The sequence below is a fragment of the Thalassospira sp. CH_XMU1420-2 genome (assembly GCF_037029325.1).
Lineage (GTDB): Bacteria > Pseudomonadota > Alphaproteobacteria > Rhodospirillales > Thalassospiraceae > Thalassospira > Thalassospira povalilytica.
On record NZ_JAYMEG010000003.1, the window covers coordinates 377,434 to 395,887 of the forward strand.

The 18,454-nt window shown below is 53.9% G+C and carries 18 protein-coding genes; 8 read left to right on the forward strand and 10 right to left on the reverse strand.

Going from position 1 to position 18,454, the window contains the following annotated elements:
* Positions 1-96 precede the first annotated feature (96 nt).
* The gene (locus WA429_RS11410) at positions 97-1,095 is read right to left on the reverse strand and encodes an RluA family pseudouridine synthase (RefSeq protein ID WP_287466138.1); all 999 of its coding nucleotides are present in this window, start codon (positions 1,093-1,095) and stop codon (positions 97-99) included.
* Positions 1,096-1,413: 318 nt separating this feature from the next.
* Here WA429_RS11410 and WA429_RS11415 point away from each other — a divergent pair, with 318 nt between their 5' ends.
* Entirely contained in the window at positions 1,414-1,800 is a 387-nt protein-coding gene (locus WA429_RS11415) for a hypothetical protein (RefSeq protein ID WP_287466140.1), read from the forward strand.
* A gap of 44 nt (positions 1,801-1,844) precedes the next feature.
* Positions 1,845-2,339 carry a M67 family metallopeptidase gene (locus tag WA429_RS11420; RefSeq protein ID WP_287466141.1) on the forward strand — a complete coding sequence of 165 codons (495 nt, stop codon included), beginning with the start codon at positions 1,845-1,847 and terminating at the stop codon, positions 2,337-2,339.
* 18 nt (positions 2,340-2,357) lie between these two features.
* Here WA429_RS11420 and WA429_RS11425 read toward each other — a convergent pair whose 3' ends face one another.
* The 6 genes from WA429_RS11425 to proV form a co-directional block, all read right to left on the reverse strand.
* Positions 2,358-3,380, reverse strand: coding sequence for an HD-GYP domain-containing protein (locus tag WA429_RS11425; protein WP_336107361.1), 1,023 nt, complete (start codon positions 3,378-3,380; stop codon positions 2,358-2,360).
* 153 nt (positions 3,381-3,533) lie between these two features.
* Positions 3,534-4,571 carry a quaternary amine ABC transporter ATP-binding protein gene (locus tag WA429_RS11430; RefSeq protein ID WP_287465189.1) on the reverse strand — a complete coding sequence of 346 codons (1,038 nt, stop codon included), beginning with the start codon at positions 4,569-4,571 and terminating at the stop codon, positions 3,534-3,536.
* Positions 4,568-5,413, reverse strand: coding sequence for an ABC transporter permease (locus WA429_RS11435; RefSeq protein ID WP_443082680.1), 846 nt, complete (start codon positions 5,411-5,413; stop codon positions 4,568-4,570). Before WA429_RS11435 ends, WA429_RS11430 begins: the two co-directional genes overlap by 4 nt.
* A 230-nt stretch (positions 5,414-5,643) precedes the next feature.
* Entirely contained in the window at positions 5,644-6,660 is a 1,017-nt protein-coding gene (gene proX / locus WA429_RS11440; protein WP_068519348.1) for a glycine betaine/L-proline ABC transporter substrate-binding protein ProX, read from the reverse strand.
* A 102-nt stretch (positions 6,661-6,762) separates the two neighbouring features.
* Positions 6,763-7,887 carry a glycine betaine/L-proline ABC transporter permease ProW gene (gene proW, locus WA429_RS11445; protein WP_287465188.1) on the reverse strand — a complete coding sequence of 375 codons (1,125 nt, stop codon included), beginning with the start codon at positions 7,885-7,887 and terminating at the stop codon, positions 6,763-6,765.
* Positions 7,880-9,085, reverse strand: coding sequence for a glycine betaine/L-proline ABC transporter ATP-binding protein ProV (gene proV, locus WA429_RS11450; RefSeq protein WP_287465186.1), 1,206 nt, complete (start codon positions 9,083-9,085; stop codon positions 7,880-7,882). Before proV ends, proW begins: the two co-directional genes overlap by 8 nt.
* A gap of 252 nt (positions 9,086-9,337) precedes the next feature.
* Here proV and WA429_RS11455 point away from each other — a divergent pair, with 252 nt between their 5' ends.
* Positions 9,338-9,838, forward strand: a complete 501-nt coding sequence (locus tag WA429_RS11455) for a MarR family winged helix-turn-helix transcriptional regulator (protein WP_228195348.1) — start codon at positions 9,338-9,340, stop codon at positions 9,836-9,838.
* Positions 9,839-9,921: 83 nt separating this feature from the next.
* Here WA429_RS11455 and WA429_RS11460 read toward each other — a convergent pair whose 3' ends face one another.
* The 3 genes from WA429_RS11460 to WA429_RS11470 form a co-directional block, all read right to left on the reverse strand.
* Complete coding sequence (locus WA429_RS11460) at positions 9,922-10,113, reverse strand: hypothetical protein (RefSeq protein ID WP_228195349.1); 192 nt, start codon at positions 10,111-10,113, stop codon at positions 9,922-9,924.
* Between the two features lie 89 nt (positions 10,114-10,202).
* Entirely contained in the window at positions 10,203-10,637 is a 435-nt protein-coding gene (locus WA429_RS11465) for a hypothetical protein (RefSeq protein ID WP_287465184.1), read from the reverse strand.
* Positions 10,638-10,824: 187 nt separating this feature from the next.
* Positions 10,825-11,859, reverse strand: a complete 1,035-nt coding sequence (locus WA429_RS11470; RefSeq protein ID WP_287465182.1) for an ABC transporter substrate-binding protein — start codon at positions 11,857-11,859, stop codon at positions 10,825-10,827.
* Positions 11,860-12,207: 348 nt separating this feature from the next.
* Here WA429_RS11470 and WA429_RS11475 point away from each other — a divergent pair, with 348 nt between their 5' ends.
* From WA429_RS11475 to WA429_RS11495, 5 genes are all read left to right on the forward strand, one after another.
* On the forward strand, positions 12,208-13,041 hold the full coding sequence (locus WA429_RS11475; RefSeq protein ID WP_197460843.1) for a 3'-5' exonuclease: 834 nt from the start codon (positions 12,208-12,210) through the stop codon (positions 13,039-13,041).
* Between the two features lie 180 nt (positions 13,042-13,221).
* Positions 13,222-14,238 (forward strand): Fe(3+) ABC transporter substrate-binding protein, encoded by a 1,017-nt coding sequence (locus WA429_RS11480; RefSeq protein WP_068519355.1) that lies wholly within the window; start codon positions 13,222-13,224, stop codon positions 14,236-14,238.
* Between the two features lie 235 nt (positions 14,239-14,473).
* On the forward strand, positions 14,474-15,499 hold the full coding sequence (locus WA429_RS11485) for a Fe(3+) ABC transporter substrate-binding protein (protein ID WP_114112462.1): 1,026 nt from the start codon (positions 14,474-14,476) through the stop codon (positions 15,497-15,499).
* Positions 15,500-15,693: 194 nt separating this feature from the next.
* Positions 15,694-16,656: an extracellular solute-binding protein gene (locus WA429_RS11490; protein WP_287465180.1), complete on the forward strand. Its 963-nt coding sequence runs from the start codon at positions 15,694-15,696 to the stop codon at positions 16,654-16,656.
* Positions 16,657-16,669: 13 nt separating this feature from the next.
* The gene (locus tag WA429_RS11495) at positions 16,670-18,430 is read left to right on the forward strand and encodes an ABC transporter permease (protein WP_242512850.1); all 1,761 of its coding nucleotides are present in this window, start codon (positions 16,670-16,672) and stop codon (positions 18,428-18,430) included.
* Positions 18,431-18,454: the final 24 nt, after the last annotated feature.

Consider the following 18,454-nt stretch of genomic DNA (forward strand, 5'->3'; position numbering starts at 1 on the left):
TATGCTTCGATCAAGTGCTGTTATCCCCTAGCACTGACTAAACCTTATACGAGGGTATTAGATGTCGTCAATTATTTTTTGACCATAAAGTTTAATCTATACTATCCCTTGGGATAGGTTCAGGCTCTCAATCAATGCGTTCAAGTCGTCGGGAAGGGGTGCTGTTGTCGATATATATTCCCCGGTGCGAGGGTGAATAAATCCCAGAGTTCTGGCGTGTAGAGCCTGTTTGTTGAATGCGTTCAGAAGTTCTTGCGTCTCCAAGTTGCACTTCTGTGAATTTTTATTCCTGCCGTAAACTGGATCACACACAAGTGAGTGGCCGATATGGGTCATATGCACCCGAATTTGGTGGGTTCGGCCGGTCGCAAGACGGCATTCAACCAGAGATGCTAACGAGTCGTCTCTGGACTGAAGTGTTTTGTAGTGGGTTAGTGCATATTTTCCGCCGGTTCTAAGAACCGTCATTTTCTTGCGGTTGCGCGGACTTCTGCCGATATTGCCTTCGATATCACCGGCAAGCGGACGCGGAACCCCCCACACAACCGCAAGGTACGCCCGATCGATATTTTCCTTATCCTCGGAAAACAGGGTCGAAAGGGCACGGTGGGCCGTATCGTTTTTGGCAACAACCATCGCACCGCTGGTATCCTTGTCCAGTCGGTGGACGATGCCGGGTCGCTTGACCCCGCCAATCCCCGAAAGACTATCGCCGCAATGGGCCAGAAGCGCATTGACCAGCGTGCCGCTTTCATTTCCGGCTGCCGGATGGACAACCATCCCCGCGGGTTTGTTGATTACCAGAAGGTCATCATCTTCATACAGGACATCAAGTTTGATGTTTTCGGCAATCGGCTCGGCCGGTTCGGCCGGCGGAATGACAAGTTCAAACACGTCATCCTGCTTGACCTTGGCCGACATCTTGCGCGCGACGTCACCATTCATGCGCAGATGACCATCTTCGATCAATGCCTTGATGCGGGATCGGGATTGATCCGGCCAGGCCACAGCCAGCACCTTGTCAAGGCGCGCACCTTCGTCCTGGGCCGTTGCAATATAGCGGAGTTGTTCTGGCATCTGGTCGCTACTGGTCATCAATGTCTTGCAGTCTGATTTCGATATGCAGTGTAACAGGTTATGCTTTGTGCTGGCAGCTTGTAGCTGTTTTATGCCCGATTGCAATGAAATGCCGTCATGGCACCGGGGATGAGGCCGGTTCGTTTACGCGCGGGAATACGGAAACCATCAAAAGGAGCGATCCAATACACAGGGCACGACAAAGGGCGCGGCCCGTTTATGTTGTGATCTTGCAATTGTCGGTGCTTGCAGCTATGGCCTTGGGATGTGTTTTGCGTGATCGGGGCAGTTGACCGGCCATGCTGATGTCAAACAGATGGGTTGGTTGGAAACAAGATGCGTGTAGTTAAGGCCTTGGTTGTGTTCATGGGGGTGCTGATCGTGATCGGCATCGGGCTTGTTGCCTATGGGCTGTCGCTTGATAAAAATGCCAAGGACGCAGATAGCACCGATACGGGGCAGGCGCCTTCGGTTCCGATCGCTGGCCTTGATAACGGCCAGCAGGTGGCGACCGGATTTTCCGGTGCACCCGTCATCCCGGATTTTGGTGACATCACTATCGATGTTGCACCTGGTGAAGTGCTGGTCGCTTATTCCGTTCAGGGAACACAGGCAATCCTGCATATCGAAGGCCCGGACGGACTTGGTGCGCGTCTTGTGATTGTGTCGCTGACCGATAAAAAGGTCCTTGGTCGTGTTATTTTGAATGCTGACGATCAATAGGATTCGTGCAGGCGATCAGACAGGGCAAACAGGATAGCGGCAGCATGACAAATCAGAAAGCCTGCGACACCGGCGATCATTCGGCTGTCATTCTGTCTGCTGACCTGCATCAGGAAATGTGCAATCTGGCTGCAATGCAATGGCCGGAAGAATGCTGTGGGCTGCTTGTTGCGGCAAAGCAGACACCAAACCGGATCCGTCGGGTGGTGGCAGCACGCAATGTTGCCGATGATCCGCTCAGGACCTTTGAAATTGATCCGCAAACCCTGATTGATACCTATCGTCTGGCCCGTCAAAGCGGTGACGAGGTGGTGGGCTGCTTTCATTCGCATCCAAATGGCAGTTTCTTGCCCTCAACAACGGATCGGGGGCGTGCCGATGTGGACGGTTTTTTGTGGCTGATAATTGCCACTGACAATTCCGGGGTTCTGGACAGCCGCATGTATCGCGCACACCATCAGAAGCCGACAAACGGGCAGGACGGCGATGTTATTCGCTATTTCCGGCGGTGTGTTCTGACGGACGGTAACCCGTCGTGATCACTGCAACCGGCAAAGTCAGCCGGTTTGGTTGATCAGATCGGCAACATTGTCGGGAATTGAGGTGTGCTTTTTCATCACGGTTTCGAGTGCCAGCACCAGTGCCAGTTCGACCTTGCCTTCCTTGCCCATCGATTTCAGGATCGAGAGTGATTTTTCGATACTAAATCGTGGCTTATAGGCACGTTCTTCAAGCAACGCCCCCATGATATCGCAAATCGTAAGAATACGCGTCAGATCGGGAATGGCGTCCGCCGTCAACCCATCGGGATAGCCGCTGCCATCAAGATATTCGTGATGGTGTCTGACACTATGAAGGACGGCAGGGTCAAGGTTGCCCTGTTCAGACAGCTTCTTGTACCCTTCGACAGGATGGCGTTTGATGATCTCGAACTCTTCGGGGGTAAGTTCCCCCGGCTTGTCGAGGATCGTGTCCGAAATCCAGATCTTGCCAATATCGTGCAGAAGCCCGGCCTCGGTCAACTTGGCGACGTCGGTTTTGCTCATGCCCGTACTTTGTGCAAAGGCACAGGCAATGCCGGTCACCAGCAAGATGTGCTGGAAAGTTGACTGGTGATAGACGCGCACCGTGCTTAGCCATTCCGAAATGCCCAGATCGGCAATGGCCGTTGCGATATTCTGGCCGGCCTCGTTGATCTGTTTCAGATCGACGGGCTGATTGCTGGTGATCTTGTCAAAGCTGTTCTGGATGGCTTTTGCTGCCAGCTGCGTGGTCGCGGTTGCGGTCTTGCCCGTCATGCCATAGGTCGTGCGACGGTCTTCGATATAAGTCGCCAGCGACTTTTCCGATAACGGCTTGAGAATGGTTTTGCGCGCGCCAAGTGCTGTGGCCTGCAACTCGTCTTGAAGGTTGCCCTTGCCGATTGCAATAATCTGGTCCGAGCCGCGTTCCGATACTTTGCGAAAGGCCCGAAGCCTGGCAATCATGTCCGGGTTCTGAAGATCGACATCTATGATCAGCGACATGATATCAGCCGGGATCGGCTTTGCCGGATCAAGCAGGCACAGATCAAACCCCATCAAGCTTTCCGGAAGCAAGTGACGGTGGTCCTGATCGCACAGGACGTGAATTATGTTTACGTTATTTTGCGGCACAGTCCCGACGCTTGCTCAATCTGTTCAAATCCCCTTCTTATCGAGTTAAAGTAGAAGAATGCGAAATTCAAGTCTTGGCTAGTCGTTGCGTTGTACCGACAGGGCGTCAAGAATCTGTTTTTTGCCAATGGTTCCGATGGGGTGATTGTCGTGGCCCGTTACCGTGATTGCGGTATCTGAGCCAAGTGCCACAGGCAGGATATCCTCAAGCCGGGTGTCGTAGCGTACCACATGCGCGGTTGAAAACCCGTCCGCGCCGGATGCCGGTTTAACCGGTTCCATGATGCTTCTGGCACGCAGGACCTTGCCCCGGTTCACATCCCGGGTAAAGGCCTGCACATAGGCGTCAGCCGGGTTAAGAACGATTTCTTCGGGTCGGCCGACCTGGATGAGTTTCCCGTCCTTGAGGATGGCAATCCGGTCACCGATTTTGAGTGCCTCGTCAAGGTCATGGGTGATGAAGACAATTGTCTTGTGCAGTTCCGCCTGAAGCTTCATCAACTCGTCCTGCATGTCCGATCTGATCAGGGGGTCAAGGGCGGAAAAGGCCTCGTCCATCAAAAGGACTTCCGGGTCGGTGGCGAGTGCCCGGGCAAGGCCAACACGCTGTTGCATGCCACCTGAAAGCTGATCGGGGAATTTGGCTTCGTACCCGGCAAGCCCGACGCGATCAATCCATTTGCTTGCGGCTGCTTCGCGGGTTTTGCGATCAGTGCCCTGGATTTCGAGCCCATAGGCGACATTGTCCATCACATTGCGATGGGGGAGTAAGCCGAACCGTTGAAACACCATGCCAAGCCGCTTGCGACGAAATGCATTCAGGGTCGGGATATCCATCGACAGAATATCTTCGCCGCCAAACGATACCTGGCCTGCGGTTGGATCAATCAGGCGATTAAGATGGCGGATCAATGTCGATTTTCCGGACCCCGAAAGTCCCATGACCACAAATGTTTCACCCTGTTCGATTGACAGGGATACATCATGAAGTCCCACCGTGTTGCCGGTCTTTGCGAGGATTTCCTCCTTGTCCGAACCGGCCTTTGCCAGTTCAAGTGCGGCATCCGGATCGGGGCCGAATATTTTGAAAATATTGCGTATTTCGATATAGCTCATTGCCCGTCCTCCGCGCTTGATGTGCGCTGGGATCGCTTGCCATAGGCCTGGCCGATCCGGTCAAAGACAACCGCCAGAAGCACAATCGCAATGCCTGCTTCCATGCCTGCGCCGACATCAAGGCGCTGGATACCCATCAGGACCTGTTCGCCAAGGCCGCGCGCGCCGATCATGGACGCAATCACGACCATGGAAATGGACATCATGGTTGTCTGGTTGATGCCCGCCATGATGTTGGGCAGGGCAAGCGGCAGCTGAACACCAAACAGGATCTGTTTGCGGCTGGCGCCGAACGAACGTGATGCTTCAAGAACTTCGGGATCGACCAGACGAATACCAAGATCGGTCAGACGAATGACCGGTGGTGCGGCATAGATCACGGTGGCCAGAATGGCCGGCACCTTGCCCAGCCCGAACAACATCAGGGCCGGGATCAGATACACAAAGCTTGGCATGGTCTGCATGGTATCCAGGACAGGCAGCATAATGGCCCGCAACCGGTTGGACATTGCCATTGCGATGCCGACCGGAACCCCGATAACGACCGAAAGCGAGGTCGCAACAATCATCAGGGCAAGGGTCTGCATCGCCTTGTCCCAAAGGCCCAGCGTGCCGATGACAAACATCGCGATCACAAGGCCGGCAACCAGCTTCCAGTTCTTGCTGGCATGCCAGGTGATGGCAGCAATCGCAATCAGTACCAGCCACCAAGGTGCACCACGCAGAAGCTGTTCCAGCCCAACCAGAATGGTCAACAAGCTGTCGGCAAAGGCCTCGAACGCTGTGCCATAATTGATAACCAGCCAATCAACGAACTGATTGACCCACTTGCCCAAAGGCACATTCAATTGTTCCGGAAACATGGCGACGGCAGGCCCGTGTTGCTCAAAAAATCAATGAGTTTGAAAGCCTAACAAGTTCGATCTTTACATGCGACTGTAAATCGAGCGACGCCTGACATCTCCTGACAGTTTTTGGTTGGTCCGCAAAAAAAAACACCCCGCAGAATTTGATCTGCGGGGTGTCTGGTCTTTCAAATCAGGCGGATGCCTGAAGGTACGGCTTGCCGGAATTACTTCGCAGCAGCGCGAGCTTCTTCAAGCCAGCCATCAAAGATTTCACGATGTGCCTTGATCCAGGCATCAGCATGACGGCCGATGTCTTCGGCGGACTTTTCACCATCGCGCATGCGCAGGTTCTGAGCCGAAATGTCGTTGGCCGAAACTTCCATGACTTCAAACAACTTGGCTGCTGCCGGGTTGGCTTCTGCCCATGCCTTGTTGGCGATGATCTGCTGGTTGTTGACCTGGAAACCGAAGTCCGAACCATCCGGAAGGGAGGTGTCGGCATCTTTACGTTCACCCGGAAGCGACGAGAACGGCACCTGCAGCCAGGTTACATCTTTGCCCGGAACCAGAACGCCCGAAACCCAGTACGGGGTCCAGGTGTAATACAGGATCGACTCACCGGCTTTGTAACGGGTGATGGTATCGGCGATGATGGCCGAATAGGAACCCTGATTGTGGGTTACGGTGTCACGAAGGCCGTATGCGTCAAGGTGATGTTCGATCACACCTTCACAGCCCCAGCCCGGGTTACAACCCGAAAGGTCGGCTTTGCCGTCGCCATTATTGTCGAACAGTTTGGCAATTTCCGGATCAGCAAGCTGGCTGACATTGGTGATGTTGTATTTGTCGGCGGTTTTCTTGTCGATCAGGTAGCCCTGAAGCGCGCCCGGCGAATATACGCCCTTGCGATAGATTTTCTCGTCACCACCAGCAGCCGTGTAGAAATCGGCATGAAGCGGGTTCCAGTGGTCAGCCAAGAAAGTTGCATCGCCGTTGCCGATGGCAACGTGACCGGCAGCATATTCGATTTCCTGGATCGGCTTGACGTCATAGCCCAGTTCTTCAAGTGCCTTCATGACCAGAAGGGTCTGGAAGGTTTCTTCGGCGATCGAGCTTTTGAGCGGCTGAACTTCGACGCCTTTGCCCGGCATATGATGATCGGCAAATGCAGCACCGGTCATCAGCATGGAGCCGGTAACGGCAATCGCAGCGCCGGTTGTCAGTTTTTTGAGGATCGTCATGAGCTTCTCCTGGTTTTAATGAGCCTCGGACAGTTTATCTGTCCCTGTTCTCCAAACTGACGGAACCGCTCCTGGTTCCGTCAGCTATCTCGTTGTTCGGTATTATTTCTTGCCAAGGATCGACCGTACGACAGCAGCAGGGCCGCTTTCATACCAGTGACGGGTTCCCTTGGATCGCTGGTCGCGGCCCAGCGCCTGGGTCATGCGGTCAAGGACAATCGCCAGAAGGACGATGCCAATGCCGCCAACCGTTGCCAGACCCATATCCAGTCGGCCGATGCCACGCAGGACCATCTGACCCAGACCGCCAACTGCAATCATCGAGGCAATCACAACCATCGACAGCGCCAGCATCAGCGTCTGGTTAACGCCAGCCATGATGGTCGGCATCGCAAGCGGGAGCTGAACCCGGAACAGAAGCTGTTTCGGGCTGGCACCAAATGAGCGCGCAGCTTCGACCAGATCACCGGGGACCTGTCGAATGCCAAGAATGGTCAGGCGGATCAGCGGCGGCAGGGCAAAGATGATGGTAACCACCACGCCCGGCACGTTGCCGATGCCAAACAGCATGACAATCGGCACCAGATAAACGAAGGCCGGTGTTGTCTGCATGGCATCAAGGATTGGACGCACGGCATTGGATGCACGTTCGTTACGCGCCAGCCAGATACCGGTCGGAAGGCCAATCACCACACAGAAAAAGACCGATGTGATGACAAGCGACAGCGTCACCATTGCTTCGGACCATGCACCGATCAGACCAACCGCAATCATCGATGCCAATGTCCCGATGGCAAGACGGCGTCCGGCAAGCTGCCAGGCAATCAGCGCCATGATGATGATGACAAGGATCGCCGGGGTTGCTTGCAGGCCGGCTTCAACACCGCTGAGAACCGCATCAATCGGCCAGCGAATGGCCTGGAAGACGCTTCGGAAATTCTCGACAATCCATTCAAGACCGTCATTGACCCAGCCATCAAGCGGGATCAGCGCATCCTGGAACGGGTGGAAAATATCAAAATGCTTTTCCGGGGCAGGGGCCGCGTTTGACAGCCAGTCAGACGATGCTGCGGCATCGCCACCGGTGCTGCCGCCCGGGCCGCTTGCCGCGGCATCCGGGCTTGCGCTTCCCCACGGGTTGCTGGTTGTGCTTGCCGCGGATGAACCCGCACTGTCAGCGGAGCCGGCCTCTGTGCTCTGGCCCCAAGGATTACTGGTATCAGCCATTGGTGCCGTCTCCTTCTCGGTCAAGGGTTGCCAACAGGTTGGCTTTCTTGATCACGCCCATGTATTTGCCGTCTTCTGCGATGACGGGAACACCGCATGGTGCATGCGCAACCGTCCCGATCAGATCGGAAAGCGGTGTGTCATGGGAAACCGGTTCGACATTTGGCAGGAAGGCTGCCGATAGTTTGTCCGCACCTGATTTGATGGCTTCGTCAAGGCTGTCGACAGAAATGATTCCATGGAAATCAAGCTTGTCACCGACGATATAGCCATATTCGCGGTCTTCATTACGCAGACGGTTAAGGGCGGTCTTAAGGCCAACGCCTTCGCGTTCGATAACCGTGACCTGACGTTTTGACGCAATGTCTTTGGCGCTCAGAATGGTGGAAACATCAACGCCGCGGAAGAACGATTTGACGTAGTCATTCGCCGGGTTATTTAGGATTTCTTCCGGGCTGCCGACCTGAACCACAATTCCGCCTTCCATAATGGCAATGCGGTCGCCAATGCGCATGGCTTCGTCAAGATCATGCGAAATGAAAATGATCGTGCGTTTGTGTTCACGCTGAAGCGTAAGCAGCTCGTCCTGCATTTCTGTCCGGATCAGCGGATCAAGTGCGGAAAATGCTTCGTCCATCAGCATGACTGCCGGGTCATTAGCCAGTGCGCGGGCAAGGCCGACGCGCTGCTGCATGCCGCCGGAAAGTTCATCCGGATAGGAATTGGCATGGGCTTTAAGGCCAACCTGATCAAGGGCGGCAAGGGCGCGTTCATGACGCTCTGCCTCGTCAACGCCGGCCAGTTCAAGGCCAAAGGCAGCATTATCAACGACCGACAGATGCGGCATCAGGGCAAATGACTGGAAAACCATGGCCATGTCGCTGCGGCGCAGGGCGCGCAATTCTTCGTCCGACATGGCGGCAATATCGACGCCATCATACAAAACCTGACCCGATGTCGGTTCAATAAGACGGTTCAAAAGCCGCACCAAGGTGGATTTGCCCGATCCTGACAGGCCCATCACCACAAAAATTTCACCTTCATGGACGGTGAAATTGGCGCCACAGACACCGACGGTCTGGCCGGTCTTGTCGAAAATTTCGTCCTTGTCGATACCGTCATTGATCATTTGCATGGCCTGATCAGGATGGTCGCCAAAGACTTTATAGAGGTCTTTTACAACGATTTTTTCGGTCATGAGCCCTTATCGAATTTTGGCGATGAACATCTTGAATCCCGCCAGGACAAAACGTTGGCGCGATCATGGTGCCCGTCGGATTTTTTCATTGTGAAACCCGCAATGCGCCTTTGGACCGGATGGCCGCCAGGCGCAGGTTCCCCCAAGTCTCGTTATATTCGTTAAGGCGATAGTTACAGCTCAAAACATTTGATGTCAAATTATAATGGCGTTAAGTTGGGCGCAACGAAGAACGGAAGGAGCCGCATCAAGATGGGGTCGGAACAGCCAAAGCGTAAGGAATTTCTCGATGTTCTTGTCGCATTGCGACAGATTATCCGAGCAACGGATCTTCATTCAAAACATGTGATGAAGGTTTGTGGTCTTACGGTTCCGCAGCTGGTTGTGTTGCTTGCGATCGAAGAACTTGGTGCGGTTACTGTGCGTGAAATATCTCGACACGTGTCACTTAGTCAGGCGACGGTAACCACAATTCTGAACCGTCTTGAAGAACGCGGCTTTATCGTGCGCACGCGCAACGCCAGCGACAAACGTGTCGTCAATAGCAGCCTGACCGACAAGGGGCGGGAAGTTCTGATCAATACGCCACCTTTGATGGATGGCCATTTTATGTTGCGCTATGAAATGCTTGATCTGGATGAACGCAAGCAGATCCTTGACTCGTTGCAGCATGTTGCCCGCTTGATGGATGCGACCGAAGTCGATCCAAGGCCGCCGACCCGGACAGATGGTTCTTCGCCTTATGGTGATTGATGGCCATTCACCAATGGCATACGGGCAGGCACGGCAGCAGATGGGCCAAGTATTTTATGTCCGCGTGCCCGGGTTCATTCAGTTCATTTTTCAGTTTCATCCAAATTCTGTTTCAGACGATCAAAAATTGCCTGAATTTGTTTCGGGCTTGCGCCGGTGAGGGTGGAACACTCGTTCGCATCGCAACCGGCTGCCATATAGTTTAATGCATTTGACACCGCGATCGCTTCGTCGCGTGTAAGCAACAGTGATATTTTGCTGTCATGGTCTGACATTTCGGGTTCCTTGCAGCTTTGATCTGTTTCGGTTTGTCATGCCCGGCTGCGTGCCGGGCATGATTATTAAAATCCAGTCCTGTCAGGTGTCATTTTTGCTGGTTGTAATAGGTAACGCCATCCGTGGGGCGAAATGCCGTGCCGCAATCACCTGCATTTGCATTGGTGATGATGATTGTGCCGGTACGGCTGTCCCAGTATGCCGCGCGGCTATTGGCAAGCGACTTGTTTTCGCTGGGCGCGTCCAGAATGCCCTCCAGGAAAGTGGCAAACTCGCCAGCACTGGCGATGGTGGCGTCCGGAAAAGCCAGATTGTCAATGACTTTTCCCTTAACAAATTCGTCCTTGTGTTTGGTATAGGCATGCCCGTTTGCGATCGTCGTGGCAAAGGCGGAATTGGTGGTGGCCGAGCAAGAAGCTGCATGCGATGGGGAAGGTACAACGACCGCACCAAGCGCAATCATGATTCCGGCCATGATCACGTGGCGCGCAAGACCACGCAAGGCATCAAAACGGATTTTCATCTCTGTTTCCTTTGGTTGTTTTCACTTGGAAAATGAGCTGAGTTAGCCCGTCAGGATGACGCCATGCCGGAATGGATGTGATGGCAGGGGCAGAATGCGCAAAAAATATGGGGCGGAAAATGATCCGCCCCATACATCAAAATCATTAGTTTACAGTGCCTTTTGCAAGGCTGCTTTGCACAGCAGCTTACAAAGCGGCCTCAACCCGGGCGGCGACCTTTTCCGGCACCCAGGCTTTCCAGACATCCGGTTTTTGTTTCAGGAAATAAAGTGCCGCGCCTTCGGGCTTTTCGTTGTTTTCCTGCATATAAGCCAGCATTTCCGAAACAAGTGCATTGCTGGTCTCATAATGGGTCAGGAACTCGATCAGTTTCGGCGCGGATTTCATGAAGTCGGAATTGACGCCGACCGTCACCGTGCTTTGCGGATATGCGGTTGCCTTCTTCGGGGAAGAATCGGTTTTCAGCGCATCAAAAATGGTCTGGTCATAGGCCGGTTCTTCGAGCCGGTAGCTGTCATAAAGCCCCATGACCCAGGTCGGTCCCCAGTAATAATAAAGTGCCGGTTTGCCGCGTTTATGCGCAGATGCGATTGCCGCGGAAAGTGCCGCACCGGTGCCGGGGCGGAAATTGGTAAAGCTGTCATCAAGCTGATAGGCCGAAAGCTTTGCCGAGTTGACCTTTTCACATACCCAACCCGACGGGCAGTTATAAAAGCGCCCTTTGCCGGGTTCTTCAGGGTCTTCGAACAAGGATGCATATTTCGGCAGATCATCAACCGATTTCAGATCCGGTGCCATCGGCTCGATCCCGCGTGCGGCATCGCCTTCGATCACATAGCGCGGGACAAACCATCCTTCGACAGCATCGTCAAAATTCACCCCGATCTGGCTGACGGTTCCGGCGGCCTCTGCCTTTTTCCAGGCATCGGCCACATTGTCGCGCCAGATTTCCATGACGACGTCAACATCGCCTTTGCCGGCACCGGTCAAAAGCGGAATGACATCACCGGGCAGGGCATCGGTTTTGCAGCCATACCCCTTTTCGATGATGAACCGTGCGACGGCATTGTGAAAAAGCGCACTGTCATAATTCAGGCCGGCAAACATGACGGGGCGGTCAATTTCGCATGTCACGTCCTGTGCCTGTGCGGTTGAAATGAATGTGGAAAATGCAAGGCCAGCGGCCATCAGCATTGCGGCTCCGGTAGGCAGGGTTTTCATCCTTCTGTCCCTTCGTGGTTGCGGTCCGGAATCGCATCAAATGCACTGCTTTTGCCCGATATTTGCGTGGCTCATCCTGGTAGGTCCCCCGATGAAGCCGACAGTGCCCCTGATACAGGTGGTTAAAGTCCCATGCGCAAGTTTAACCGGGCGCGCAAAATGGATGCAACCCCCGGTGCGTCAGTTAACCATGATGTGATCCCAGTCAGTTGCAGCCATGATGGCAGGTTGCTCCTGACAATGATGGCAGGAGATGTCAGCTATACTGAGTGGAATTCATGCCGATATTCCCGTGAAATCCGGTCTGCTTGCCGTTATGGTGGGCAAAACAAACCTGTGGGGCCCGTGATGATGCATTCCAGTCTGTTCGTCTTTGATATTGAAACCGTTCCCGACATTGATGTTTTGCCGCAACTGACCGGTGAAACGGCACCTGATCCGGAAACCGGGCGGAAGATGCTCGAAGATTATCATCTGGAAATCACCAGCGGTCGCAATGGGTTCCCCCGTCAACCGTTTCACAAGGTCGTTGCGATCAGCTTTCTGCGTGCAACCATCCAGCGCGATGGTGATCTAGAAATGTACGAGATCGAAGAATTGCGGTCCGGCGGGGATCTGACATCCGAGGAAAAGGATCTTGTGAACGGGTTCTTTGCCTATTGCGGAAAGCTTTATCCCAGACTGGTCAGCTTCAATGGCCGGGGGTTTGATTTGCCGGTTCTGAAATACCGCGCGATGAAGCATGGCGTTACGGCGCGCTGGCTGCATCAGGCATCGAACAAATGGGAAAACTATACATCCCGTTATGCACCGAACTGGCATTGTGACCTTGCCGAAGTACTGTCTGATTACGGTGCATCAGCCCGTACCAAGATGAATGAAGTATGTGCCGCACTGGATTTGCCGGGCAAGACCGGTGTTGATGGCAGCAAGGTTTCGGACATGTTTGACAATGGCGAGATCGATGGCATTCGCCGTTATTGTGAAACAGATGTGCTCAATACCTATTTGCTGTATCTGCGTCATGCCCTGCATACCGGACTGACCGATCATGACGGATACAATCACGCGATCAATCTGACGGTTGGCTGGCTTGAAGAACGGGCAGGGGACATTCCCGCCTATCAGGAATTTCTGGATGCATGGCGCGCCTCAAGCGGCGGGTCGTTCAACGTTCTCTAGGAGTTCAAGCATTCTTTCAACGCGGGGTGCGATGGAGTGATGTGAATCACACTGCGGGCGGCCTTAGGATGAAACCTTATTGAAATGATGGCGGATTGCTCTTAATTGCAAGCGCGGTTGCAAATTAATTGCAACTTCATGGGAGTTGAGACGTAATCACGTTCAATAGGGATCGTTCAGATGGAAATCAGGAAATTGATCGGTGGTGCCGTATTCGGTGCGACCACCTTTGCAGCAGCCATTGCCAGCGCACAGGAAGTGAATGTTTATTCCCTTCGCCAGGAATTCCTGGTCGAGCCGCTGTTTGAAAAATTCACCGAACAGACGGGCGTTAAGGTCAATGTGATCTTTGCGGAAAAAGGTCTGGTCGAACGTATCAAGCAGGAAGGGGCGAACAGCCCGGCCGACATTCTGATGACGGTCGACATCAGCCGCATTCAGCAGGCTGTTGATGCCGGCGTAACCGAAGCCGTTTCCAATGATGTCATCAATGGAAACATCCCGGCGCATCTGCGTGATCCCGAAGGTCACTGGTTCGCGCTGACCCAGCGTGGTCGTGCGATCTATGCGTCCAAGGACCGCGTGGCCGAAGGTGAAATCACCTCTTACGAAGATCTGGCAGACCCGAAATGGGAAGGCAAAATCTGCACCCGTTCCGGCACGCATGTTTATAACGTTGCGCTGTTTGCGTCGATGATTGCTGTTCATGGCGAAGAAAAAGCCAAAGAATGGCTCGAAGGTTTGAAAAACAACCTTGCCCGCAAGCCGCAGGGCAATGACCGCGCCCAGGTAAAGGCGATCAAGGAAGGCGTTTGTGACGTCGCGATCGGCAATACCTATTACTATGGCAAGATGCTCGACAACGAAGAGCAGCGCCCGTGGGCAGAGTCGGTCAATATCGTCTTCCCGAACCAGGCAGATCGTGGCATGTCGATGAACATCTCGGGCATGAGCCTGATCAAGGATGGCCCGAACCGCGAAAACGCCGTGAAGCTGATGGAATTCCTGACCGGCGATGTTGCTCAGCAAATCTATGCAGAGGTCAATTACGAATACCCCGTCAAGCCGGGTGTCGAATGGGCCGAGAACGTCAAATCCTGGGGCACCTTCAAGGCTGACGAACTGCCGCTTTCCGATATTGCACGTCTGAGCCCGGATGCGATCAAGCTGGTCGATACGGTCGGCTACAACGAATAGATCGCTGCTTCTGAAAGCAGAATTTTTGAAGGGATGGCACATTGCCATCCCTTTTTCATATTTGTGGTTAGGATGGCCAAAAAGCCGCATTTGTCCGCATGTCTGCCCTTTAACATCGAAAATCTGTGCTTTCGGGCTTGCAAGAACCGGGCTCTGGCCTTTAATTTCGCCGACGGCGAATACAAATCATTCCTAATTGCTGTTTGTTCGCACAGCACATCCACAAGAGGCATTCATGATTTTTCTGCGCAAAACGGTCTATGGTCTGGTCGCGGCGGCAATGGGACTTTCGATGGTTCAGGGCGCCAATGCAGCAGAAGAAGTCAATGTCTATTCGTTGCGACAGCCTTTCCTGATCGAACCGATGTTCAAGCGTTTTACCGAAGAAACCGGCATCCGGGTCAATACGCTGTTTTCGCAAAGTGGTCTGGTTGAACGGATCAAGCATGAAGGGCGCAACAGTCCTGCCGACCTGCTTCTGACGGTTGATATCGGTCGTATTCAGGATGCCGTTGATGCCGATATCGCCCAGCCACTGACAAGTGACGTACTCGAAGCAAACATCCCGGACCAGTTTCGCGATGAAAATGAATTGTGGGTCGGTCTGACGACCCGTGCGCGTGTGCTTTACACATCGCTTGACCGGGTCGCACCGGATGCGATTTCCACCTACGAGGAGCTGGCCGATCCGAAATGGAAAGGCCGGATTTGTGTGCGGTCGGGCATGCATGTTTACAACATCGCGCTGATCGCATCGATGATTGCCCATCACGGCGAAGAATATACGAAAACCTGGCTGACATCGGTGAAGGAAAATCTGGCGCGTAAGCCCCAGGGTGCCGACATCGACCAGATCGAGGCCGTCTCGCAGGGTGTATGTGATCTGGCGATCGGCAATTCCTATTATTACGGCAAGATGCTGGATGACCCGAACAAGGCCCCGGCAGCAAAACAGGTGCGCATTGTCTTCCCGAACCAGGGTGACCGGGGTACGCATGTCAATATTTCGGGGGTTGCCCTTATGAAACATGCCCCGAACAAGGAAAACGCCATCAAGCTGGTCGAGTTCCTGTCAGGCGATGAAGCCCAGCACATGTATGCCGACGTCAATTTCGAATATCCGGTGAAGCCGGGTGTGGCATGGTCGGAAATGGTGCGGTCCTGGGGCACCTTTACCCATGATGAACTGTCTTTGAACAAGATCGCCGAAAATCGTGGTGCGGCCATTCGTCTGATCGATGAAGTCGGCTTTAACGAATAAATTCATCACCCCATAACGCCCCTGTCTTCCGGATAGGGGCGGCGAGCTGGTTGGTATAATTGATTTGTCTGAATTGATTTCCCGGACACATTGGGCAACTATGTCCAGATTGATGTGGTTGGGGAACATGGCGCGGGTTGATGGCGGGCAGTTACGTTCAAAGGATGATTTTCGGATGTCTGCTGGCGTTGGGAATGGGCACATCCGCGCAGGCCGGCAATGAAGTCAATGTCTATACCGAACGCGAGCCGCAATTCATTCAGCCTGTCTTTGACCGCTTTACCAAAGCAACAGGAATTCGCGTTAACGTCCTGTATTCCCAAACAGATTTGGTTGACCGAATTCGACGCGAGCATGAATCAACCCCGGCCGATATCCTGATTGCTGTGAATGTTGGGCGCCTGGTCGAGGCGGCAAATGCCGATATCGCATCACCGATCACATCACCAATCGTCGATGAAAACATTCCCACGACATATCGCGATACCAACAATCTTTGGGTCGGGCTGACATCGCGGGCACGGGTATTGGTCACCCCGCGTCAGGCCGGAAACCAGATGCAAATCGAAAGTTACGAGGAACTGGCCAATCCGCAATGGCGAGGCAAGATCTGCATCCGGTCGGGATATCACGTCTATAATACCGGCCTTGTGGCATCGATGCTTGCGCATCACGGGCCGGAATATACCCGAAACTGGCTGCGCTATGTTAAGGGCAATCTGGCGCGCAAACCCCAGGGCGGCGATGCTGATCAGATTGCGGCGGTCGCACGTGGGGAATGCAGTGTCGCGATTGCAAATTCCTATTACTACGGAAAAATGCTGGATGATCCGGCCACGCGCAAGGATGCCAGCAGGGTCCAGATTGTCTTTCCAAATCAGAAATCCACTGGCACCCACGTCAATATCACCGGTGTGGTCTTGATGAAGCGGGCCCCGAACCGTGAAAATGCGCTGAAACTGATCGAATTCATGTCGAGCAACGAAATCCAGCACGTTTATGCCGCGGTCAATTTTGAATATCCGGTCGGGATCGTCTGGCCGGAAATGTTGCGTTCATGGGGTGAATTCACCTCTGAACATTTGCCTTTAACCGTCATTGCAGGCTATCAGGATTTGGCGAAACAGCTTCTTGATGAAGTGGCCTTTGACGACTGAGACGGAAACTGCCTTGAACAACGCATGCCACACGCCAAAGGACGAGGATATCCGTCCCGCCGCAGTTACTGAAACGTTTGATCCGATGCGTACGCCCAGCGGCAATCCTGCCATGCGCTGGTTGCCGCGCGGACAATCGGCTGTCTGGCTGATCGGGGCCTTTGTCATTGCGATGATGGTGGCAGCCCCGATTATCGCCGTGGCCTATCTGGCATTCTTCCCGACAGAGAATATCTGGCCGCATCTGGCATCGACCATGTTGCCGCGTTATGTCAAAAACACGGCCGTGCTGATGCTTGGTGTCGGTGTCGGTGTGACATTGCTTGGCGTTTCATCGGCCTGGGTTGTCACGATGTGCAAACTTCCGGGCAAGCGGTTCTTTGAATGGGCCATGCTTCTGCCGATGGCGGTGCCGGCCTATATCGTGGCCTATGTCTATACGGATTTGCTGGAATATGCCGGACCGGTGCAACGGTTGTTGCGTGATATTTTTGGTTGGTCATCAGCGGCAGATTACTGGTTCCCCGATATCCGTACCAAGGGCGGGGCGATCCTTGTTCTTAGTCTGACACTTTATCCCTATGTTTACATGCTCGCCCGCGCAGCGTTTCTGGCGCAGTCAATCTGCGTGATCGAAGCAGCCCGTGTTCTTGGCCGCAGCGCATGGAGCTCGTTTGTCACCGTTGCATTGCCATTGGCACGCCCGGCGATTGTTGTCGGTGTTGTCATTGCGCTGATGGAAACGCTGAACGATTTCGGCACCATTGATTTCTTTGCGGTGCATACCCTGACAGCCGGGGTGTTTAACGTATGGCTTGGCATGGGCAATGCGGGCGGTGCCGCCCAGATTGCCCTGACGATGCTGGCGGTGGTTATTGCGCTTCTGGTGATTGAACGCTATTCGCGCCGTCGCCAGCGCTTCCACGATACAACCAACCGGTACCAGGAACTGCCGGGCTACGATCTTGGACCGATGGCAAAAACCGGGGCGCTGGCAATCTGCATTTTGCCGATTGTGCTGGGCTTTGTCGTCCCGTCGATGGTGTTGATTTATTATTCGGTCGGCTATTTTGATCAAAGCTGGACGGCAGATTTCTTTGAATTTGCCGGTAACAGTCTGCTGGTGTCGGGGCTTGCCACGGCGTTGGCGGTTGGATGTGCATTGTTCATGGCCTATGCGTTGCGGTTATTCCCGCAACCGTTCCTGAAATTCTTCGTGCGGTTGTCATCTGTGGGCTATGCCGTGCCTGGCGCAGTTCTGGCGATCGGGGTTCTGATCCCGTTTGCGCGATTTGACAATGCGCTGGATGCGGTCATGCGCGACACGTTCGGGATTTCGACCGGTTTGTTGCTGAGCGGGACGGTGTTTGCGCTTGTTTTTGCCTATGCGGTGCGGTTCATGGCGGTGTCGTATGGTTCGATCGAAGCTGCCTTGGGCAAGGTGCGGCCAAGCATGGATGACGCAGCAAGGACCCTTGGCGAAAGTCCCTGGGGAACGCTCAAACGCATTCACTTTCCGATGGTGCGGGGCGGAATTCTGGCGGCATCTGTACTGGTGTTTGTCGATGGCATGAAAGAACTACCGGCAACATTGATTTTGCGGCCGTTCAATTTCGATACATTGGCAACCCATGTTTATCAGTTTGCCAAGGACGAGATGATCGAACAGGCTGCCCTTGGGGCCCTGACCATCGTTCTTGTCGGTGTGGTACCGGTGATCATGCTAAGCCGTGCCATCTCAAAATCCCGCCCGGGCCATGGTGGCGAGTCCTGAAATCCAAATCACGTCAACGCGGGC